At 63.6% G+C, this 21682-nt stretch carries 18 protein-coding genes, 1 pseudogene and 1 riboswitch; of the genes and pseudogenes, 15 read left to right on the top strand and 4 right to left on the bottom strand.

Going from position 1 to position 21682, the window contains the following annotated elements; translation table 11 throughout:
* Window positions 1–323 precede the first annotated feature (323 nt).
* The 4 genes from DEIPE_RS20635 (at window position 324) to DEIPE_RS20620 (ending at window position 5605) form a co-directional block, all read left to right on the top strand.
* Entirely contained in the window at window positions 324–905 is a 582-nt protein-coding gene (locus DEIPE_RS20635; protein ID WP_015231490.1) for a hypothetical protein, read from the top strand.
* A gap of 11 nt (window positions 906–916) precedes the next feature.
* A complete protein-coding gene (locus tag DEIPE_RS20630) occupies window positions 917–2125 on the top strand; it encodes a multidrug effflux MFS transporter (RefSeq protein WP_015231489.1) in 1209 nt (402 codons plus the stop codon).
* A 982-nt stretch (window positions 2126–3107) separates the two neighbouring features.
* Window positions 3108–4997 (top strand): ATP-binding protein, encoded by a 1890-nt coding sequence (locus DEIPE_RS20625; RefSeq protein WP_015231488.1) that lies wholly within the window; start codon window positions 3108–3110, stop codon window positions 4995–4997.
* A 119-nt stretch (window positions 4998–5116) separates the two neighbouring features.
* Entirely contained in the window at window positions 5117–5605 is a 489-nt protein-coding gene (locus DEIPE_RS20620) for an MHYT domain-containing protein (protein WP_015231487.1), read from the top strand.
* Here DEIPE_RS20620 and DEIPE_RS20615 read toward each other — a convergent pair.
* On the bottom strand, window positions 5594–6172 hold the full coding sequence (locus DEIPE_RS20615) for a hypothetical protein (protein ID WP_015231486.1): 579 nt from the start codon (window positions 6170–6172) through the stop codon (window positions 5594–5596). The two genes, DEIPE_RS20620 and DEIPE_RS20615, sit on opposite strands and share 12 nt — an antisense overlap.
* 104 nt (window positions 6173–6276) lie before the next feature.
* On the opposite strand from DEIPE_RS20615, the pseudogene DEIPE_RS25180 reads away from it, so the two are divergent.
* The 3 genes and pseudogenes from DEIPE_RS25180 to DEIPE_RS20605 all read left to right on the top strand — a co-directional run.
* A pseudogene (locus DEIPE_RS25180) lies at window positions 6277–6451 on the top strand (IS982 family transposase); the annotation flags it as partial.
* A gap of 287 nt (window positions 6452–6738) precedes the next feature.
* Window positions 6739–9405, top strand: a complete 2667-nt coding sequence (locus DEIPE_RS20610; protein ID WP_015231485.1) for a bifunctional diguanylate cyclase/phosphodiesterase — start codon at window positions 6739–6741, stop codon at window positions 9403–9405.
* A gap of 35 nt (window positions 9406–9440) precedes the next feature.
* Window positions 9441–10334 carry a GGDEF domain-containing protein gene (locus DEIPE_RS20605; protein ID WP_015231484.1) on the top strand — a complete coding sequence of 298 codons (894 nt, stop codon included), beginning with the start codon at window positions 9441–9443 and terminating at the stop codon, window positions 10332–10334.
* 142 nt (window positions 10335–10476) lie between these two features.
* On the opposite strand, the gene DEIPE_RS20600 is transcribed toward DEIPE_RS20605, so the two are convergent.
* The gene (locus DEIPE_RS20600; protein WP_041231824.1) at window positions 10477–10974 is read right to left on the bottom strand and encodes a sensor histidine kinase; all 498 of its coding nucleotides are present in this window, start codon (window positions 10972–10974) and stop codon (window positions 10477–10479) included.
* A gap of 193 nt (window positions 10975–11167) precedes the next feature.
* Window positions 11168–11252, top strand: a riboswitch (cyclic di-GMP riboswitch).
* Between the two features lie 77 nt (window positions 11253–11329).
* Between DEIPE_RS20600 and DEIPE_RS20595 the strand changes: the two genes are divergently transcribed.
* Genes DEIPE_RS20595 through DEIPE_RS24270 form a run of 4 tightly spaced genes read left to right on the top strand, consistent with a single transcriptional unit; the run spans window position 11330 to window position 15620 of the window.
* Complete coding sequence (locus DEIPE_RS20595) at window positions 11330–11860, top strand: hypothetical protein (RefSeq protein WP_015231482.1); 531 nt, start codon at window positions 11330–11332, stop codon at window positions 11858–11860.
* 8 nt (window positions 11861–11868) lie between these two features.
* Window positions 11869–12942, top strand: coding sequence for a S8 family peptidase (locus DEIPE_RS22770; protein WP_015231481.1), 1074 nt, complete (start codon window positions 11869–11871; stop codon window positions 12940–12942).
* A gap of 51 nt (window positions 12943–12993) precedes the next feature.
* Window positions 12994–15387, top strand: coding sequence for an EAL domain-containing protein (locus DEIPE_RS20585; protein WP_015231480.1), 2394 nt, complete (start codon window positions 12994–12996; stop codon window positions 15385–15387).
* On the top strand, window positions 15384–15620 hold the full coding sequence (locus tag DEIPE_RS24270) for a PAS domain-containing protein (RefSeq protein ID WP_041231823.1): 237 nt from the start codon (window positions 15384–15386) through the stop codon (window positions 15618–15620). Before DEIPE_RS20585 ends, DEIPE_RS24270 begins: the two co-directional genes overlap by 4 nt.
* A gap of 205 nt (window positions 15621–15825) precedes the next feature.
* On the opposite strand, the gene DEIPE_RS24265 is transcribed toward DEIPE_RS24270, so the two are convergent.
* Both DEIPE_RS24265 and DEIPE_RS20570 read right to left on the bottom strand, forming a co-directional pair.
* The gene (locus DEIPE_RS24265; protein WP_041231822.1) at window positions 15826–16011 is read right to left on the bottom strand and encodes a hypothetical protein; all 186 of its coding nucleotides are present in this window, start codon (window positions 16009–16011) and stop codon (window positions 15826–15828) included.
* A 207-nt stretch (window positions 16012–16218) separates the two neighbouring features.
* Window positions 16219–16929, bottom strand: coding sequence for a GntR family transcriptional regulator (locus tag DEIPE_RS20570; RefSeq protein ID WP_015231478.1), 711 nt, complete (start codon window positions 16927–16929; stop codon window positions 16219–16221).
* 143 nt (window positions 16930–17072) lie between these two features.
* Here DEIPE_RS20570 and tcuA point away from each other — a divergent pair, with 143 nt between their 5' ends.
* From tcuA to DEIPE_RS20550, 4 genes are all read left to right on the top strand, one after another.
* Window positions 17073–18599: an FAD-dependent tricarballylate dehydrogenase TcuA gene (gene tcuA, locus DEIPE_RS20565; RefSeq protein WP_015231477.1), complete on the top strand. Its 1527-nt coding sequence runs from the start codon at window positions 17073–17075 to the stop codon at window positions 18597–18599.
* A 73-nt stretch (window positions 18600–18672) separates the two neighbouring features.
* Window positions 18673–19623: a Bug family tripartite tricarboxylate transporter substrate binding protein gene (locus tag DEIPE_RS20560; protein WP_015231476.1), complete on the top strand. Its 951-nt coding sequence runs from the start codon at window positions 18673–18675 to the stop codon at window positions 19621–19623.
* A 1-nt stretch (window position 19624) separates the two neighbouring features.
* Window positions 19625–20137, top strand: coding sequence for a tripartite tricarboxylate transporter TctB family protein (locus DEIPE_RS20555; protein WP_015231475.1), 513 nt, complete (start codon window positions 19625–19627; stop codon window positions 20135–20137).
* 2 nt (window positions 20138–20139) lie between these two features.
* Window positions 20140–21639 (top strand): tripartite tricarboxylate transporter permease, encoded by a 1500-nt coding sequence (locus tag DEIPE_RS20550; protein ID WP_015231474.1) that lies wholly within the window; start codon window positions 20140–20142, stop codon window positions 21637–21639.
* The last annotated feature ends 43 nt before the right edge of the window (window positions 21640–21682 follow it).

Here is a 21682-nt window from a genome sequence, read left to right as displayed (position 1 = left end):
AATGAGGTGCAGACAGCCATTCACCGGCTTGCCCTCGTCGGCGTACGCCCGCCGACCCTACTTGCGCTTCATGTACCCGTCCGGTGCGCCGCTGCCGTCGCGCCACACCATATCCCCCGCGCCACCAGGCGAGGACGCGCCTGGACTTTCCCTGCACAACCCGTGCCACGTCAGGTCGTCACTCTGCCCGCTTCCAACCACCAGTTGCTACGCGTTCCTGCCCTGTTCAGCGGCAATCGAACGAGAAACGCGGACAACGGGTCCCGAACGGCTCTCATCAAAAAACGTCCGTGCATTCCGTTAAGTCAGCTGACAGTGGAGGCATGACCAGATACACCCAGATACACGCCCTCACCATCGAGCAGCCTCCCGAGACACCAACGCCAGCCTGGCCTGACGTGACTGAAGACTCGCAAGGTGACTTGGCGGACGCCAACGATGATGTGATGGGCCTGCTCCCGTTGGACGATCTGGAGGACGCGACATTCAGCCCGGAACTGGAGCAGGCGCTCGTGGCGTTTCAGGACAGCGTGGGCGAATTGCGTGCGTCTGACTTATCCCGGATGGACGGATGCATCTTGGAGCCGTACGCCCTGGCGACTGCCAGGTTCATCGCATTCGTGGCGCTGTCAGACGTGTGTGGCATGATGAATCCTGCCGGTGCGCCGTTCCTGCATACCTCGTCCGTGCGTCGCCTCCCGCCACACCAACTCGCCTTTGCTCATGCCTCCCCCGAGTGTCAGTTTGAGTGCTGGACCCTCCAGGCGAGCAGCTCGCCACGCGCTGACGCTTCCGAACCCCTGAACGCCTGTTCCATGGGCAAGCGGGCACGTTGGAGCATGGTATGTAACACGCTTCGCAATTTGGCCCTGAGCAGGAACTGTCCCTACCACTCTCACCCCTGAAGGACCCAACCATGAGCCTGACCACCCGCACGGCCCTCCCGCTCAGCTCTGCGCTGCTCACCCTGATCCTCGGCGCTCTGCAAGCCCTCATGCCCCTCAGCATCGACCTGTACCTTCCCGGGCTCCCCACCATTGCCCGTGATCTGAACGTCACCTCCGGCGCCGCCCAAGCCACCCTCGCGGTGTTCATGCTCGGCGTCGCCCTCGGTCAGATCGTCTACGGTCCCGTCACCGACAAGTACGGCCGTAAACCCCCGCTGCTCCTCGGATTGGCCGTCTACGTACTCAGTTCCGTCCTCTGTGCCCTCGCCCCCAGCATGACCGTCCTCCTCGCCGGGCGTTTCCTGCAAGCCCTCGGCGCGTCCGCCGCTGCTGTCATCACCGCCACCATCGTTCGCGATTTGTGGAGTGGCAAGGCCCTCGCTGACCGCCTGAGCATCTTGATGCTGATCATGGGCGCCGCCCCCATTCTCGCCCCCTCCCTCGGCGGCTTGCTGCTCACGCAGATCGGCTGGCACGGTCTGTTCTGGCTCCTGGCCATTTTCGGGGTGCTGATCACCATCATCGTCACCCGCCTGCCCGAAACGTCCTCCGCGCAGGAGCGCGCGCAGACCCGACTGCGGGACGCCGCCACAAACTACCTCAGCCTGCTGCGCAACACTCCGTTCCTGCTGTACATCCTCACGGGCGCCTGCACGGCCGGCATGCTCTTCGCGTACCTCACCGGGTCGTCGTTCATGTACATCGACACGCTTGACGTCACGCCCGGTGTATTCGCCGTGCTTTTCGGCGTGAACGCTGCCGGGCTCATCATCGCCTCGCAAATCAACCGCGTCCTGCTGCGCCACTTCAGCCTCTTTGCCATCGCGCGCAGCGCGATCCTTGCCGCCGTGGTGCTGGCCGGGCTGCTGCTTGCCGTCGTCCTCAGTGGAGCGGCGAGCGTTCCCACCCTCACGCTGCTGCTGTTCTTGTTGCTTGCCACATTCGGCTTCATCTTCCCCAACATCGCGGCCCTGGCCTTCAGCAACGTGAAAGAGCGCATGGGGAGCGCCGCCGCTCTGCAAGGCACCCTGCAGTCCACCGTCGGGGGACTCGCCGGCGCACTCGTCGGCGTGCTCGCCGGGAGCGCACTCCTGCCGGTCGCCGGCATCATCACGGCCTTCGCCGTCCTCGCCACCATTTTCCTGCTCGCCGCGCACCGGGCTCGCCCCACCGCATGACCCGGCGAGCCGGTCTTCGCTACCCCCATCCCCAGGAGTCCTGATGCAGACCATCGTCACCGACCGCCCCGTCGGCTCCGACGTCCTGCACCGATAGGCGAACACGTAGTCGGGCGGGTGTTGTGCAAGAACCGCCAGGAGAATCAGGAGTGTAAGCCCGGAGGGAGGCGCGGCCTGCCGGGCAGGGGCACGAGGGTAGCTGAGCGCGAACGATACGAGGGTAAACCGTGCTGGAGCGTGGACGTGGAGCTGTGCTGGGACAAGATGCCCGAGCATTTGCTGGCGGTGCGCTCGGAGCATGACGAGGCGATGACGGCTGAGCGGTGCGCTGATGGGGAGCTGATGGGCTGGAGTACGACGTGATCCTGGCCATGCTCAGGGCGTTTGTCTCCGAACGCCTTCATCAGCTGCTGAACTAGGAGCGTCGAAGCGTTCGTGCCTGAGGTCCGGGAGACGCTGCGGCGCTCACTGGGCACCTGCTGATTAAAGCGGCTGTCAAAGACATGGATCGGTTTTTGATCAATGTCTTTGACCGAGCGGAGAGCGCGCAGTGCCCGAAACCGCTTTTGGGCACGCTGTCAGCGCGGGGAGCGAGTGACCTTGACCAGGAGCGTTTGGACGCGGGCAGGCGTCCTTCAGGGCGCCGTTCTGCCCAAGCGGCCAGGCTTGCTCATGCGAGTCCGTTCTGGCCAAGACGCGGGCAGGCGTCCTTCAGGGGGTCTTGCGCAGGACAGCCCTCAAAGCGGTTTGAGGGCTTGCGCGCGTCCGTTCTGCCCAAGACAGTGGAATTGATGGCGTGTCTTCCTCCAAGGGTGGAATGGACAAACGCTCTAGGAGCGCGTCAGTCGAGGAGGGGATGGGAGCTCGACCCGTACCGGACACAACCGCAGGCGGTCACCGACTGCATTCCTCGCCTTCACAGGTACCTGACGTAGTCATGAGCTGCGTCGTCTGGTACGGTAACACAGATAGGACTTGCCGGATGTCTGAACCCCACCATCACACCGACCAGCCACCAACTGGGGACGCCGCTCAGGTCGACGCGCTTCTGGCGCTGTCGGAAAAGCTCGCGCTGAACGAACGTGAGCAGGCCGCTCTTCTGGCCCACCAAGCCCTCACCCTTGCGGATCAACTGCTCGACGAACCACGCGGTGCCCAGGCCGCCCTGCGTCTCGCAACCCTGGAATGGCGCCTCTCCCGGCATGACAGCGCCATGCAACACGCGAGCGACGCCCTCACGCGCTTCCGGCGGCTGGGAGACGCGGAGCACGAAGCGTGGAGCCTGCGTCTGCTGGGGAACATTCACGGCGTGCAAAGCCAGTACGTCCCGGCCACCGAGTACCTGCAAGCCGCCGCGGCGCTCAGCCGTGAGACGAACAACCGCGCCTGCCTGGCGTCGTGCCTGAACAACCTCGGCATCATCGCGGATGAACTCGGCGATTATGCGACGGCGCTCGAGCATTTGTTCGAAGCGTTGCAGATGTACGACGAGCACGACCGGGATGTTCCAATTACCCTGAACAACATCTCCTCCCAGTACCGTCAGCTCGGACAGTTCGACCGGGCGATGCACTTCCACCAGCAGACACTGGAGCTCGCCCGCTCAGGGCAGGAACACCCGCTGATCGCGACGTTCGTGCACAACATGGCCGAAACCCTCCGAAGACACCGACGAGGCGAGCAGGCCCAGCCACTCCTCCAGGAGGCGTTGATGCTCGCGCGGCAGGCCAGCGACCGGCAAACGGAAATGCTGGCCCTCGACAGCCTCGGCCTCATTCAGCAGGAACAAGGAGAGGAAGAACTCGCCCGCGGTGTGTTCGAGCAGGGCCTGAGCATCGCGTCAACCGTGAACCATCCCCTGGCAGAGGTGAAACTGCTGATGCATCACGCCGCCACCCTGGGGCCTGGAGGCGCGGTCGAGCAGCTGGAGCGCGCTCTGGCACTGGCGGTCCGCGCGGGACTCAAGGCGGAGGAACTGGAAGTGCATGACCTGCTGGTGAGCGCACACCATCAGCCGGGAAACCTGGCAGCCGCGTTTGATCACCTCAAGCGCGCCCGCACCTTGGAACGTGAACTGTTCAACGAAGAGCAGGACCGGCGAGTGCAGGCCTTGCACATCCAGTACGACCTGCGGAGTGCGCGTGAACTGGCGGAAGCGCAGCGGGTGCTGAACGAGCAACTGCTCCGCGCGAACGAGGAGCTCGACGCGTTCACGTCCACCGTCTCGCATGACCTGCGCGCGCCCCTGCGGCACATCATCAGTTTCAGTGCCGTGCTGCGCCGCGTGCTGGGTGAGGACCTGCCGGAACGGGCGCTCAAGCCGTTGGGCGTGATCGAGTCGTCCGCGGCGCGCATGAACGTGCTGACGGACGCGCTGTTGTCGTTTGCTCGCACGTCCCGCCAGCCGCTGCAAGTGCAGGACGTGAACCTGCATGTCCTGCTGGACGACGCCCGTGAGGATCTGCATCTGGGAGTCACGGCACAGCGCGTGCAGTGGCGCGTGGAGTCCCTGCCAGTTGTGCGGGGTGATCCGGTGCTGCTGCGCCAGGTGCTGGTGAACCTGCTCAGCAACGCGGTGAAGTACAGCGCTGAACGAGACACACCCGTTGTTTCCGTCACTGCTGAGGAAGCGCCGGGCGAGGTGGTGCTGACAGTGCAGGACAACGGGGTGGGGTTTGACCCCAGGCACGCGGACAAGCTGTTTGGGATGTTCTCGCGCCTGCACCAGGCAAGCACGTTTGAAGGGACCGGCATCGGCCTCGCGACGGCGAAGCGCATTGTGGAACGGCACGGCGGGCGTATCTGGGCAGAGAGCACTCCCGGGCACGGTGCAGTGTTCCACCTGTCGCTGCCGAAAGGGACACAAGCGTGAGCAGCCAGCACACGAGGAACTCAAACACCCCAGCGGCTGCGGTGCAGGCGAACCGGCCACGGCATCCAGGACAGCCGACCCAACCTCTCCTGGTCTGAGGTTGTGATCGGCTCAGCCTGATGCACCCCGTAACGGGTCAGGACGATCCGCAGCTCGTCCTGCTCTCCATCCTCATCGCTTGCCTGGCATCCTGCGCCACGCTCAGCGTCGCCGCCCGCGTGCAGCCCAACCTCCTGCGTCTGCTGGTCCCACACCTGCTCTTCAGCCCCATCGTCATGGCGGTCGGCATCTGGTCGATGCACTTCACCGGCATGCTCGCCCTCAAACTCCCCACGCCCGTCGCGTACGATCCCCTCACTGTGGTCCTGTCCGCGCTGGCCGGAATGATCGGCGCGGTCCTGGCGTTGCGACCCGTCGTGCCCCTGGCCCCGTGGATCTTTGATCCGTCAGCACCGGGCTGGAGGTTACCCGTGACGACAGGAGAGGCGGCTCCCCGTGTGCCGTCCTGTTCGGGAGCCGGCAGAAGCCTCCAACACGATGCCCAGCGGTCCTTCCAGTTCATCATGACCGCCTGGACGAGATTCGCCGAACCCTCGTCATCCCCATGAGTGCAAACAGGGCCGCCTCTTCTGAATACGCGCGGATGGGCCAGGCTTTACCTTCAGGGGCCTCAGCGGAACTCCACCGCCTTCCCTCAAGAAGCGAAACGTCAGATGAAGGCCACACCGTCGGTCGTGGTCGTGGCCCACGTCCTGTCGGCCTCCCTGAGTGCGGGCAGCGAAATCCACGGCTCGCTGCTTGATGTCCGCCAGCTCCTCGGGCGTGAACGCATTCAGGGAGGCCGCGGCGTCATTTCGGTGCCAGGCCCAGTGCGCTGCGTAGCGCAGGGCGGCGCTGACTCTCCGGCGTGCATCGCGCACCGCCAGGATCTCGCACCAACTTTCACCGTCCATTATCAGGCTGTCGATTCCTGATCGCGTTACGGCGAGTGGTTCGGTATCCGGTGGCTGCTGCACGAACCTGACCAGCGCCCCCACTGCTTCGTACGCCTCGTCGAACATCACGGGGACGTCGGCCGCGCTGCCCTTGATCGTCACCACTGCCTGATGACACACCAGAACCTCCAGCGCCAGCGCCTGACGTGCGGCGTCCATCACGTCGGCGCGCGTGTGCATGACGCGCGCCGTCTCGGTAATTCACCATCCATGCCAGGCGCTCGCACTGCCGCGCTGAAAGGAGCCCCCGCCGCCAGGCCGCCGTGATGTTCTGGGTCATGCGCAGGCAGCCTGACCCCTGCTGGAAGGACAAATACCCTGCTGCAAGTTCATCAAACTGGCTTTCTCGGTCCTCTTCGGTATGGGGCTGCGCTGGGGCAGGTCAAGACGCTGGCGAGTCTGCGGCTCAAGGTCGCACTGCTGATCCTGGCCTACAACCTCAGCTTCCGTGATCTCGCTTCCTCACCATCAGTCCCTTCCCGATGCACCCCCCTTCGCGGTTCTTGGATAGCACGCCCTCAGCGGTTCTCACTGCCCCAGAGCACCACCGGCAGCGACGCGAGGTCGAGGCTTTGGTCGAGTGTACTGATGCGGATGTACCCGATGCGTTGCCTGTGAAATTCAGGTCGCTGAGCTTGTGAGTGAGGCAGGCTGCACGACAGAAATGAATCATGAAGAAGTCTTCATCAAGCGCTAGGCTTCCTTGAAAGGGCAGAGCTTCAGGTGCCCACCTCACGACGTCCAGCATGAACGCACTCACCCCTCTACAGGAACAAGCGCGCCTCGCGGAACTGCGACGCTACGCCATCCTTGACACCCTCCCGGAAGACGCCTTCGACCGCCTCGCCAAGCAGGCCGCCGCGCACTACCACGCGCCCATCGCCCTGATCTCACTCATCGACCAGGACCGCCAATGGTTCAAAGCCTGCGTCGGCCTCGACGACCGCGAAGCCAGCCGCGACGTTTCCTTCTGCGCGCACGCCCTGCACGCCGATACCCCCCTGATCATCCCGGACGCCACCCAGGACGAACGCTTCAGCCAGAACCCATTTGTCACGGGAGAGGCCCACATCCGCTTTTACGCCGGCGCGCCCATCATCACCCCCCGCGGTCACCGACTCGGAACCCTCTGCGTCGTCGACACCCAACCTCGCGCGTTCAGCTTCGAGGACGCCGAGTTCCTGCAGCAGCTCGCCGCGTCCGTTACGAGCGAACTCGAACTGCGCAACGCCCTGCACCGCCTCAAGTACGAAAAAATCGTACTGCAAAGCATCGACGACGCCCTCGTCGTGCTCAACCAGAACTGGCGGGTGGCCATGCTCAACCAGGCCGCGCAGACCCTGTACGGCGTCACCGAGGAGATCCTCGGAAGACCCGCGAGTGAACTCTTCACCGCCCGCTGGCCCAGCCCGGAAGCAGAACGCGAAGTCCAGGAAACCTTGGCCCGGAATGCTTCCTGGACGGGACAGGTCACGCATCGCTTGCGTGATGGCAGCGAACGCCACGTCGCCCTGACCATCACAAACATCCTCGCTCCGGACGCCCGCCAGCAGGGACAACTCTTCACCATCCGCGACCTGACCGAGCAACGCCGCCGTGAAACCCTCGAGCAGGACCGCCGCGTCATCCTCGAAATGGCGATTGCGACCGCGCCACTGCCCGGCGTTCTGCACGCCGTGCTCCAAATGATCGAAAACCAGCTGCCCGGCAAGACGGCCGCCATCATGCGCCTGCGTGACGGACGACTCTTCAACGGTGCCCCGTCCAGCCTGCCTGCCGCGTATCTGGCGGCCATCGAAGGCATCGAAGCGGGTCCGAACGTCGGATCCTGTGGCGCGGCGGCCAGCAGCAAAAAGCTCACCATCACCCCCGACATCATGACCGACCCGAAGTGGCTGCCGTACCGTGATGGCGCGCGCACCTGCGGACTCATGGCCTGCTGGAGCATGCCCGTCCTCGATCAAACCGGGGCAGTGCTCGGCACCTTCGCCGTGTACGCACCCGCAGCGTGTACCCCCACGCCCGCCGAAGTGGAGGTCCTGCAGGACGCAGCGCAACTGACGTCGCTGCTGATCGAACGTGATGAAGCACAAAAAGCCACGCGCCGTCAGGCACTCCACGACCCACTGACCGGCCTGCCGAACCGCACCATGATTCACGAGCTCCTCGGGCACGCGCTGAGGACCGCAGTACGAACCGGTGAGTTCGTCGCGGTTGGCCTGCTGGATGTCGATCAGTTCAAACGTGTCAACGAAGCACTCGGGCAAGCCGGAGGAGATGAAGTCCTGCGACAGATCAGCGCGCGTCTGCAGACAGCGCTTCCCGTGAACTGCACGGTCGGTCGCGTCAGCGCCGACGAGTTCGTGCTGCTCGCCCCGCAACTCTCCGGGGACGGCGCGTTGGCCTCCCTGGCTCAAACCGCCCGGGAAGTCTTTCATACGCCATTCGTCGTGGAAGGTGAGGAACTGTTCGTCACAGCCAGCGCCGGCTGGGCGCTCTTCCCAGGTGACTCGCTCAATCCCGAAGCGTTGCTGAGCCTCGCGAACGCGGCCATGCAACGCGCCAAGCGTGACAACCTCGGCTGGACACGCTTCACGACTGGCCCCAGCCTCCCCGACCGCCGCACCCTGAGTCTGCGTAATGCCTTGCACCGCGCGCTGGAACGCCAGGAACTCAGCGTACACTTCCAGCCGATCGTGCACGCCGGGGACGCGCGACCGTACAGCGTTGAAGCCCTGCTGCGCTGGCAGCACCCGCGGTACGGCAGTGTGTCCCCGGCGACCTTTATTCCCCTGGCCGAAGAGTCCGGCTTGATCATGTCGATCGGTGAGTGGGTGCTGCACGAAACCTGCCGGGAGCTGAAGGCGCTGCAAGTCAGCACTCCAGGCTTGCGGGGACAGGTGAACCTCAGCGCCCGGCAGTTCAGCAGTCCGCACCTGCTCGGGAGTATCCGGGCTGCCCTCGAAGCAGCAGGGCTCGATCCCAGTCTGCTGGAGCTGGAAATCACGGAAAGCAGCATCATGAGTGCTGAGGATGCCGCCCTGACCATGCAAGGCCTGCGGAAACTCGGTGTACGCCTCGCAGTGGACGATTTCGGCACAGGTCATTCGAACCTGGCGTACTTCAAGCGGTTTCCCGTGCAGACCCTCAAGATCGACCGCTCGTTCGTGCAGGACGTTGGAGAGAACCCGACTGGTACGGACGCCATGATCGTCAGGACCATGGTGGGTCTCGCGCGGGCGTTGAACTTACAGGTTGTCGCTGAAGGCGTGGAAACCGAGAAGCAAGCCAGTTTCCTGCGAGATGCTGGGGTGGATTACCTGCAAGGCTGGCTGTACGCGCGCGCCATGACCGGCGAAGCTTTACTTCACTGGCTGACTGAACGTCACGAGCAGGTGCTTTCAAGGCCCTGAACGAACGCGGCAGCTAACCTGAGCAGAGGAGGAGCATGCACACCCCCACCGACTTCTCGCAGATACTCACGCGCGCCGTACATGCCGCGACCAACGGCCTCATCGTCACCCAGGCGGACGGTGACTTTCCCATCCTCTACTGCAACCCGGCTTTCGAAACGCTCACCGGCTACCCGGCCAGTGAAATCCTGGGACGCAACTGCCGCTTCCTGCAAGGCCCCGGTACGGACGCGTACACGCGTACACAAATGCGTGAGGCGCTGTGTGCTGGCCTTTCCCTGGACGTCGTGATTCTGAATTACCGCCGGGACGGCACGCCTTTCTGGAATGCCCTCAACCTGGCCCCAATCCATGACGAGCAGGGGCGTGTGACGCACTTCGTGGGTGTACAGACTGACGTGACGGACCGGGTGCGCCTCCAGCGGGCCCTGGAGAAGAAAATCCAGACGGATGACCTCACCGGACTCGGGAGCCGCGCGTCGTTCCTGGAGGCGTTGCAGCTCGCCATCCAACACTCTGCTTCTTCGCCATTCGCGGTGGGATTCGCTGACCTGGATGACTTCAAGCGCGTCAACGACTCGTTGGGCCATGAAGCGGGGGATGAATTACTGCGTCATGTGGCCATCCGCTTACGCGAAAGTGTGCGCAAGGGAGACCTGGTCGCTCGCCTGGCGGGAGACGAATTCGTGCTGCTGTTACGGGAACTGGAGGACTGCTCGGTGGTGGAAGCCGTCGCGAAGCGGGCGTTGCAGGCGCTTGAACGACCCTTCAGCCTCAAAGGACTGCAGGTGCGGGTTGGAGCGAGCCTGGGTTTTGTGGTGCCATCAAAAGGCGTGAGCGCCGTGGAAGTGCTCTCGAGTGCCGACCGGGCGATGTACGACGCCAAGCATCAAGGCAAGAACCGCTTCGTCATCCAGGATTGCCGCTGAGGCTCAAGGACGGCAAAGTATGGGGTCGCGAGCTTACTGCTGGGCACCAAGTAGAAAAGCAGACCTGCAGACTCCCGTTCTTCTCTTTCGGACAGGTCAGGCTGAATGACCTGCTGTCCGGCAGAGGATGTGCTGCGAGGCGTTATCTGGGGAGTTGCAGGTAAAACGTGGCCCGCTCACCCAGGCGCCCTTCTGCCCAGATGCGGCCATGATGACGCTCCACCATCCGCCGTACCGTTGCGAGTCCCACCCCGGCTCCCCGGAACTGATCCTTGCGATGCAAGCGTTGAAACACATCAAAAAGCCGTTTCTGAAAGCGCGGATCGAAGCCCGCACCGTTATCCGTCACCGAAAAAACGACGCTTTCACCCTTCACTTCTGCCTGAATCCCGATACAAGCGATTTCTCGTTTCGAGGTGTACTTCACCGCGTTGGACAGCAGATTTTCGAACGACTGACACCACAGCAGCGGGTCACCCTTCACCACCGGGAGGCGCTCGCTGACGCCACGCCGCCGTGCGGCTTGGGCAACGCTGACTTCGCTCCGCAGAACGGCCAGCACAACGGCTTCGTCGACGTCGACAGTCCAGGTTCTTCGTCGCTTTCCCTTCCTTGCCTCCAGTTTGCTCGCCCCTCGCATGTGCAAGGTCAGAACCTGGAAGCAACTCCTGAAGCACTGCCGGTTATTCTCGGAGTTCTGAACCCCGTAGAGGAACAACAGGTGCACCTCAGGAAGCCCACAGGCTCGGACCGTCCAGTCTTCTAACTTCCATCTCACATTTACAACGAAATCACGGTTTGTTATGCTGAAGTCATCAGGACAGAGTGACTCTCTGACTGATAGAAGCTTTGAAGCGTCGTCCTGTACACGGGCACCTGGGACGCGTGGAGCCAGTGGTGCGACCGGCTATTAGTCACGCTTTCCGCCTTACCCCGGAGAGCACCGCTGCCGTCTTCCCTGGAAGCGGCCTTTGCCAGAGTCAACAGGAGGCACCGTGCAACGAATTACCCGCACGGACAACGACCAGGGCATTCCGCTGACGGTCACGATCGAACGGACGGGCGCCCTCACCACGAGCAGCATCAGCATTGAAAGCGATGAAGAAAAGTGGCAGTTCGAGGACCACAACACCTTGACGCAGACACTTGATTGGATCATGCATGACGCGCGCAGCAAGGCGGAGCATATCTCCACCCAGTACCGCAACGCCGCGCTGGGCGGATGGGCCGTCACATTCATCATGCCGGTCGGTCATAACGGCGAACTGAGTATTTACGACCGGTGGCTGTTCAGGAAGCTGATGAGTTGCTGCCCTGCATTTCAAACCACCTGGAATACCATCGAGCACAGCGGCAGTATGACCCGCATCCTGCGCCAGGATGACCACTTCCGCGTACAGATTGCTCCGGAAGGTTCGCCTGCCCATGCACGAACGTTCTCCTTCAAGGCAGATAACTTCACCTCCATCCTCGAGCACATCGCTACCTACACCAGCACGGCCGCTGTCAAGCACGCGGCTGACTAAGGAGCTTCATGCGCAACCGCGCCGTACTCATTCCCCTGTTCCTCAGCCTCGCCGCATGCGGACAATACGCTGGCTTCCCGGCTGGTTCTCCTTCAACCCCCATTCAGATTCAAAGCGTCGCGTTGGGCGATACTCGGGTATTCATCGCGGACGGTTCCCGATGGTGGGCCGACGGCTCGCGCTGGTGGGCGGACGGCTCGCGCTGGTGGGCCGACGGCACCCGTTGGTGGGCGGACGGTTCGCGTTGGTGGGCTGACGGCACCTTTCAACCGGCCCCGGAAAACAGCGCTGCCTTCAAGCTCATCGGACTTGACCGCATTCAGGACCTCGCGTCCAAGATGGGGCAAGGGGTGATTGTCGCGGTCATCGACACGGGCGTGGACTTCGAGCATCCCATGCTCAAAGGCGCCCTCCTTCCTGGCCATGACTACATAAACAATCGCCAGGGTGCGCGTGAGGAGGGGGGAGACCACGACCTGGCTTATGGTCATGGTAGCGCCGTCGCCGGCCTCATCCGTCAAGTCGCGCCAGCCGCGACGATCCTGCCCATGCGTGTCCTCTCCCCGGATGGGAGTGGCCTTGACAAGGCCGTCGCGCAAGCCATTCGTGACGCGGCCGCGCAAGGCGCGCGGGTCATCAATCTGAGCCTCGGGACCAGCACCTCGACGGGCGGTGTGCGTGACGCCATCGTCAGTGCGACCGAACAAGGCGTGATTGTGCTCGGCGCGAGTGGGAACGCAGGCGAGTCCAAGCCACAATCACCCGCCTGGCATATGGGGAACCCGGATGCCGCTGGTCGGATGTCGCTCAGCGTCGGTGCAGTCGATCAAGCTGGAAACGCCGTGAGCTGGAGCAATGCCGGCAGTGAAGTCGTCGCTCCCGGTGTGAACATGACCACTGCTTACCCTGGCCAGCGTCTCGTGAACGCCTCCGGAACGAGCTTCAGCACGCCCTTGGTGAGTGGCGCGGTCGCCCTCGCGCTTGCAGAGGGCGCAAACGCGAGCCGCTTGAGCGAAACGTTGAAGAGCAGCAGTCAACAAGGCCGTCTGGACGTCGCAAACCTGATGGCTCAGCCAAAATAAAAGTTTCAAGAAGACAGGAGCGTGGCACGCCACGCTCCTGTCAGGGTGTCTATGTCCAATCGCCTGCCTACACCTTACGCTGGCCACACCATCCTGGAAGAAGCCCTGTCGCAATGCGGTCTGGACGATCAGCGTGCCATGCTGTTGTTCGAGCAGGCTGCCAGTATCGCGCGTGATACGCGTGATCGCGCTTTGTTGGCCAAAGCCTTGAATGGCATGGCCCGAATTGAGCATGCGCACGGCGACAGTCACGCCGCTCTTTTTCACCTGCGTGAAGCGCTTGAATTGCGCCGCGAAACGCACGACCTGAACGGCGAAGCGGCCATTCTGTGCAACCTCGGCGCTCTTTACACCGACCTCGGCCAGTACAACTTCGCTCTGGATTATCTGCTGAAAGCACTCGGCATTATCGATGAGCAAAGTGACCGCAAGCGCGCCTCCATGCTCGCCGCAAATCTCGCGCGAGTGTACGATGCCCTCGAACAAACCGGGTCGGCAGAAGAGCATTATCAGACGGCCCTGCGTCTCGCGCGTGAGTCCCAGCAGCGTATCGGAGAGGTGATCTTATGCGCCAACTACGGAGACTTCCGGCGCCGCCAGGGGCACTACGATCACGCCGAGCAGCTTCTGCGTCACGCCCTGGAGTGCGCAGGAGGTGAGGGTGTATTCCCGGCGATCGCGTTGCATCCGCTCGGGTTACTGCACCGTGATCGTCACGACCGTGCATCCGCTCTGGATGCCTTCGCGCAGGCGATGCGCTTCGCGCGTGAACACAACGACACGGACACCCTGCTCGAGATCATCCTCAGCCAAGCTGAAACGCACCTGCAATGCGATACACCCGAGCTGGCCAGGCAGGTGCTGGAAGAAGGCGTACAACTCGCGGAGGAAAGTGGACGCAATCGTACCCTCGGCCGAATCCTGCACCTGCTGACCGACGCCCTCGAACGGCTCGACCAACCAAGCCTGGCGCTCGCTGTTTCTCGCCGCGCCAACCAGGTCGACTCAGACGTTCTGACTGCGGAAGCGTACCGCCAGACCCGTCAACTCACCACCCAGTATGAACTCGAGCGCGCCAAGGCTGAACTGGAAGCGCAACATCAGAAGTACGACGCGCAACGTCTTGCCAAAGAAGAGCTGGAACGCGAAGCGACCGCGAGACTCCGCGAGCTTGAACGGCAAGCGTTGTACGACCCCTTGACCGGCCTGCCCAACCGCCTGCTGCTGGCCGACCGGTTTCGTGTCGCGCTCGAGCTCGCCGTGCAGCAAGGCACCCAACTCGCTCTGGGTGTCATCGACCTGAATAAGTTCAAGCAGATCAACGACACCTTCGGTCACCACATCGGCGACCAGCTCCTCGTGGAAGTCGCGCGTCGCCTGGAAGTCGTCATGAACGGGCAGGACACCGTCGCCCGCATGGGCGGGGACGAGTTTGTGCTGCTGATTCGTGACGCTGACCGGCCACAAACGGTGCTGAGCGTCGCGCGACGCGTCCTTCGAGCATTCGAGCCGGTCTTCGCGCTGTCAGGGCATGAACTCCACGTACGGCCCAGCGTGGGTTTCGCGGTGTACCCCGATGACGCCCTGACGTACGAAGCGCTGTTCGAGCAGGCCGATAAGGCCATGTACGACGCGAAAGTGCGTGGGAGTGGCTTCGAAATCCACAATCACCAGAGTGAACGGCGGGCGCCTGCCACGCTGGAAAGTGCATTACACCAAGCCCTCGCCTTGGGGCAGTTCAAGTTGGTGTACCAACCACAAACCACGGCAGGCGGGCAGGTTCGTGGCGCTGAGACGTTCCTGCGCTGGCAGCACCCGCACTTCGGGAATGTGCCGCCCGCTGAGTTTCTGCCACTCGCCGAAGCCACAGGGCTGAGCTTGCCCATCGGCGCGTGGGTGCTCGCGCAAGCCTGTCAGGAAGCGACCACCTGGCATGGCCGGATGGTCGCCGTAAATCTCAGCGCCCGCCAGTTCGCCCACCCCAACCTGTCAAGGTCCATTCATGAGGCGCTGGAGTGCAGCGGCTTGCCGCCTCATCTGCTGGAACTTGAAGTGAACGAGGAGATGCTGGCTCGCCACCCGCACCGCGCCCGCTCCACCCTGCAGGACTTGAAAGCGCTCGGAGTGCGGGTCGTGATTGACGATTTCGGCTCGGGCTTCACGAGCTTCGCGGCCCTCAAGCACGATCCAGTTGACGGTGTGAAAATCGATCGGGCGCTCGTGAATGACTTACAGGCCCGCGAGCGACCCGGTCGGGACGAAGCGCTGGTCACGGCCGTTGTGCACATGGCTCACGCGCTGAACCTGGACGTCATTGCCGAGGGAGTAGAAAACGAATACCAGCAGTGTTTTCTGGCGTCGCTGGGTGTCACAGCCGTACAGGGTTTCCTGCTCGCTCCTCCGCAACCGTCTGAAGTATTCCGGCTCTGGATGGAGAGCCATTGAGTGATGTCGTGCGGTGCGGACCTGACGCACCCGGACCGTTCGGTGCGCGTGACGTTCTGCACCCGAACGATCAGCTGTCCTCCAAGAAGCTGGTCTTGCGGGACCTTCCCGCGGGCAGCACCGTCACCCGCTCGCCCCGGCGGGTACGGACCGCTTTGGGAAGCTGGCGCTGGGTGGAAGGGAAGGTACTGCCACCAACCTGCGGCAATGACCGCCGAGCAGCGAACCCGTGAGCTCACCAGCGCTTGGCTCAGCCTCAACCACCGACGAGGTCGTGTAGGTCATCCTGACACACGCCATTCCGGCCACGCAGACCAGAGTGGACGGCGTGATCCTCGTGCAACCCGGCGGGCAGCACCTCGAAGTGCTCGGCTCGATGGTGACCCCTTATACCCCAGACTGACTGTCATTCGGCGACAAGATCGTGTTCGGTGGCTGCTACGCTCCTTGTTCGCGCTTGACAGATTGGAACATACGGGGACGTACGGCGATCAGCAGTTCCGCGCCATGCGTGCGAGCGAACGACGCGTTGGCGGCGGTGCCGTTTCCATGCTGGGCGTGGACCGTCGTGGCGGCCAGCAAGCTGGAGAACCGCGCTTCAGGCGTGGTGAAGATGTATTTCACAGGCAGTTTTGCGGGAGGCTCTGTCTCGCGCCAATGAACTTCCGATCGCCGGAGAATTGGCAGAATTAGAGGAAATCCGATTTGGACTGGCAGGTGATGTGGGCTCCTGCGTTCAGGTCATTCTCGGGCTGCTGGTGCGGAGGGAATCGGATCAGAAGGATCAGGATGGCCGTGGAGCTGACCCAGCATCGGGCCGGATCGGACAATTTATTGATGGCTTGTTTGCGCGGATAACGCCGAGAGTTGGTGGGCGGCCTTCAAGCGCAGCTGGCGTAGCCTGATGGCCTCGGCTTTGCGGAAGTGCTCGCGGGTGACGCGTTCGGCCCCATCCGCGTCTGAGCTTTTGATCGCCAGGAGTATCTCTTCGTGTTCCTGCAGGGCCTCCACGCGCCGCTCGTGAGTGTGCAGGGTGCTGGTCTGCATGCGTTCGATGGTTTCACGCAGTTCGGCGAGCCGCGTGGTGAGGTAGCCGTTGTGGGCCGCTTGCCAGACGGTGCTGTGGAAGGCGTGGTTGGTGCGGATCACGGTCTGGAAGTCGTCTTCCTCGACAGCGCGGTGCATGCTGTTGTTGAGGTCGGCAAGCACCCACAGGTCGATGTCGTTGCGCTGGCTGGCGGCGAGCCGCGCGGCGAGGCCTTCGAGGGCTTCTCGTACGACGCACAGTTCCGCGAGGGCCTCGAGGCTCACTTCGGAGACCATCAGGCTGCGCCCGCTGGGAACGAGGAGGCCTTCGGCCTGCAGCCGACGCAGCGCTTCACGGATGGGGGTGCGGCTGACGTTGAGGTGCCCTGCGAGGGAGACTTCGGTGAGTTTCACTCCGGCGTCGAGGACACCACGGATGATGGCGGCGCGCAGGGCTTCGTGGACGCCATCAGCGAGAGAGGTGTGAGTGGGGATGTTGATGGGAGGGAGGGGCATGCGGTGGTCCTTGTCCTGGTGTGATGCTGACAGCGTAGCCGAAGGATTGGAGAGGCGCGACAGCTCTCCCCGCTTGCATTCCATTGTATACAGTGGGATACTCAGCGAAACAACATTTGAGCGTCACCCAGCAGGAGAGGATCATGCACTCACCGACTGCAACACCGAATCACGCCAACCAGTACGACTCCATCGTCGTCGGTGCCGGCAATGCTGCCCTCTGCGCCGCCATCGCCGCGCGCCTCCAGGGCGCCCGCGTCCTCGTCCTCGAGCGCGGACCGCTCCATAAGCGCGGCGGCAACTCCTACTTCACTGACGGCGCCATCCGCTTCGCCTACAACGACCTGAGCGACATTCGCCAGGTCATCCCACGCATCGACGACGAGGAAGCCGACAAGATCGTCATGCCCGGTTACGCCGAAGACGACTACTACGGTGACCTGATGCGTGTCACTGGCAGTCAAAGCGACCCGGCGCTCGCCCGGCAGCTCGTCAGCCGCTCCCTCGACACCATCAAGTGGATGCACCAGCAAGGTGTCGTCTTCGACCTGATCTACGACAACCAGTCCTTTCTCAAGGACGGCAAGCACCACTTCTGGGGTGGCCTGCCCGTCAAAACCGACGGGAAAGGCATTGGCTTGATCCAGCGCCTGAACGAGCGCGCCGAAGAACTCGACATCGACGTCTGGTACGACACTCGGGCGGTGCAACTCGTGACGAAAGACGACCGCATCGCCGGCGTGATCGTGCAGCAAGGCGACGACCAACGCACCATTCCCGCCACCAGCGTCATCCTCGCCAGCGGCAGCTTCGAAGCGAACAAGGAACTTCGCGCCCAGCACATCGGCGCCGAATGGAACGCCGCCATCGTGCGCGGCAGCGAGTACAACACCGGCGACGGCATCCGCATGGCCGTCGAAGTCGGCGCGCAACGCTACGGCGAGTACTCCGGCTGCCACGCCATCGGCACCGACGCCGGCGCCCCCAAAGTCGGGGACTTCACCAAACCCGGCGACATCTACAAGAAGCACTCCTACCCGCTCGGCATCATGCTCAACCGCGACGGGCTGCGCTTCGTCGACGAAGGCGCCGACTTCCGCAACTACACTTACGCCAAGTACGGCCGTGAGATCCTCAAACAGCCCGGCCACGTCGCCTACCAGATTTTCGACGCGCAAGTCCGCCCCATGCTGCGCAAGGAATACAACCTCGAAGAAGCAACCCTCTACCAGGCGGACACCCTCGAGGAACTCGTCGCGCAGCTCGACGTGGACAAAGCGCAGTTCCTCAAGACGATTCAGGAATACAACACCGCCGTGCAGGACGGTGACTACAACCCCACCATCAAGGACGCCAAGGGCACCAGCGGTATCACGCCCCCCAAGACAAACTGGGCGCAGCGCATCGAGCAAGGCCCCTTTTACGCCTTCCCGGTCACCTGCGGCATCACCTTCGCGTTCGGCGGGATCAAGGCCAGCACCAGCGGTGAAGTGCTCGACGCCGAGGACCAGCCGATTCCCGGCCTGTTCGCCGCAGGTGAGATGATCGGCGGAATCTTCTACCAGAACTACCCGGGCGGCTCAGGCCTGATGTCCGGCGCGGTGTTCGGCAAGCTCGCCGGGGAAAGCGCCGCCCGCTACGTGCGCGCCAACCAGCCCGCCTCCGTCTGAACAACCCGAATTCACACGCAACAGCCCAGCCCATACTCAAGTACCCCAAACTCACGTTCCCCAAGGAGGAATCATGAACACCAAACGCACCTTTGCCGCCCTTGCCCTGATGGCTTCCCTCTTCACGTCGGCCCAGACGCTCGACAGCGTTCGCATCATGGCCCCCGCCGCGCCCGGCGGCGGCTGGGACCAGACGTCCCGCAACGTTCAACAGGTTCTGCAGGACACCAAACTTGCCAAGAACGTCCAGGTGTACAACGTGCCTGGCGCGGGCGGCACCATCGGCCTCGCGCAGTTCAACAACCAGAAGGGCAGCCCGAACTCCCTGATGGCGATGGGCCTGATCATGGTCGGCGCCATCGAAACCAACAAGAGCAAAGCCACGCTGGAAAACGTGACACCCATCGCGCGCCTCACCGGCGAGTACGAGGTCATCGTCGTGCCCGCCGCCAGCCCGCACAAGACCATGGCGGACCTCGCCGCCGCGTGGAAGAAGAACCCCGGCGCCGTCTCCATCGCCGGTGGCAGCGCGGGCGGCACTGACCACATGCTCGCCGGCCTGCTCGCGCAGGAAGCCGGCGTGGACCCCGCCAAGATCAACTATATCGCGCACTCCGGCGGTGGTGAATCCCTCGCCGCGCTGCTCGGCAATCAAGTTACGATGGGCATCAACGGGTACGGCGAGATGGCCGAACACATCAAGTCCGGCAAGCTGCGCGCCCTCGGCATTTCCAGCGCGAAACGCGTACCCGGCGTGAACATCCCCACCTTCGCCGAGCAGGGCCTCGACGTGGAACTGATGAACTGGCGCGGTATCGTCGCTGCGCCCGGCATCAGCGACGCGCACCGTAAGGAACTCACGGCGGTATTCGACAAGATGCACGCCAGCAAGGAATGGAAGGAAGTCCTCGCCAAGAACAACTGGACGGACCTGTACCTCAGCGGTGAGAAGTACGACGCGTTCCTGAAGTCCGAGCAGGCACGCGCCAAGAAGGTGCTGCAGTCCATCGGCCTGGTGAAGTAAGTTGAACAACCCACAAAGCGCCCCGCGAAAGCGGGGCATTTCCCTGGCCGACCTGGCCCTCGCGCTGGGCGTCACCGCCCTGGGCGGGCTGTTCCTGCTCGGCACCCTCCAGATTCAGGCGACCACCGGGTACTCGCAGGTCGGCCCGCGCTTCTTCCCCTACGTCGTCGCCACCGGCCTGCTCATCGTCGGGGTGCTCCTCACCATCGACGCGCTGCGCGGCGGGCGCGCGGAACCCGCCGCGGAGGAAGACGCCGACCCCAACGCCCCGAACAACTGGGCCGCGATGGGCTGGATTGCGCTTGGCATCCTGCTCGACATGCTCCTCATGAATGTGGGCGGGTTCGTCGTCGCGTCCATCGCCCTGTTCTGGTGCGTCGCGCGCGGCTTCCAGTCCAGGAAGCCCCTGCGTGACCTGGCCATCGCCGTGATCCTCGCCGTGCTGGTGTACGTGGTGTTCACCCGCGGTCTCGGCCTGAACCTGCCCGACGGCATCCTGAAAGGCCTGCTCTGATCGTGGAAACCCTCACCGCACTCTTCGCCGGATTCCAGACGGCCCTCACGCCCATGAACCTGCTGTGGGCGCTGGTCGGCACGGTCCTCGGCACGGCCGTGGGTGTCCTTCCCGGCATCGGCCCGGCCCTCACCGTCGCGCTGCTGCTGCCCGTCACCCTCACCCTCGAACCGACCAGCGCGTTCATCATGTTCGCCGGCATCTATTACGGCGGGATGTTCGGCGGGTCGACCACCAGCATCCTCCTCAAGACACCCGGGGAGAGCGCCAGCATCGTCGCGGCCATCGAGGGCAACAAAATGGCCCGCAACGGACGCGCCGCCACCGCCCTCGCCACCGCCGCAATCGGCTCGTTCATCGCGGGTACGCTCGGCACGCTCGCCCTGACGTTCGCCGCGCCCGCCATGGTCGAAGTGGCCCTGAAGTTCGGCCCGGCCGAGTACTTCACGTTGATGCTCCTCGCGTTCACGGCCGTGTCCGCCCTGCTGGGCTCGAGCGTCCTGCGCGGCCTGGTCAGCCTGCTCTTCGGCCTCGGCCTGGGTCTCGTCGGCATCGACCTGCAGAGCGGACAGGCGCGCTTCGCGCTGGGACGCGCCGAACTGCTCGACGGGATCGACGTGGTCGTCGTCATCGTGGGCCTCTTCGCGGTGGGGGAGACGCTGTACGTTGCCTCACGCCTGCGCACCGTGCAGGACGCCGTCATTCGCGTGCGCGAGCGTGTCAGCATGACCCGGGAGGACTTCGCGAGAAGCTGGAAACCCTGGCTGCGCGGCACCTTACTGGGCTTCCCGTTTGGTGCGCTCCCCGCGGGCGGCGCGGAAATGCCGACCTTCATTTCCTACCTGCTCGAGAAACGCCTGTCCAAGCGCAAGGAAGAATTCGGGAACGGCGCCATCGAAGGGGTGGCCGGGCCGGAAGCGGCGAACAATGCCGCCGCGGCGGGCGTGCTCGTCCCGCTGCTCGCGCTGGGCCTGCCGACCAGCGCGACCGCAGCGATTCTCCTCGCCGCGTTCCAGCAGTACGGCCTGCAACCCGGCCCGCTGCTGTTCACCAGCAACCCCACGCTGGTGTGGGGCCTGATTGCCAGTCTGTACATCGGGAACGTCATGCTGCTGGTCCTGAACCTGCCGCTCGCGCCATTGTGGGCTCGTCTCCTCGAAATTCCCCGCCCCTTGCTGTACGGCGGGATTCTGGTGTTCGCGACGCTCGGCACGTACAGCCTGAACAACAGCGTCTTCGACCTGATGCTGCTGTTCGTGATCGGCGTAATCGGCTTTCTGATGCGCCGCTTCGACATTCCCGTCGCGCCCGCCGTGGTCGGCATGATCCTCGGGCCCCTTGCCGAGCAGCAACTCCGCCGGGCCTTGTCGATCTCCCAGGGGGATTTCAGCGTCTTCCTCACGCGTCCCATCAGCGCGACCATCCTGGTCATCGTCGTGCTGATCCTGGTCGGCCCGCTCGTCGTCCGCTGGTGGCAAGCCACGCAACGCCGCTCCACCTGACGTGCCGCTCGTGAATCACCCTCAGCATCAACACCGGTGACCT

The sequence above is a fragment of the Deinococcus peraridilitoris DSM 19664 genome (assembly GCF_000317835.1).
In the GTDB taxonomy this organism is placed as follows: Bacteria; Deinococcota; Deinococci; order Deinococcales; family Deinococcaceae; genus Deinococcus_A; species Deinococcus_A peraridilitoris.
Note: the sequence above shows the minus strand (reverse complement) of the source record. Positions and strands in the feature narration are given on the sequence as shown.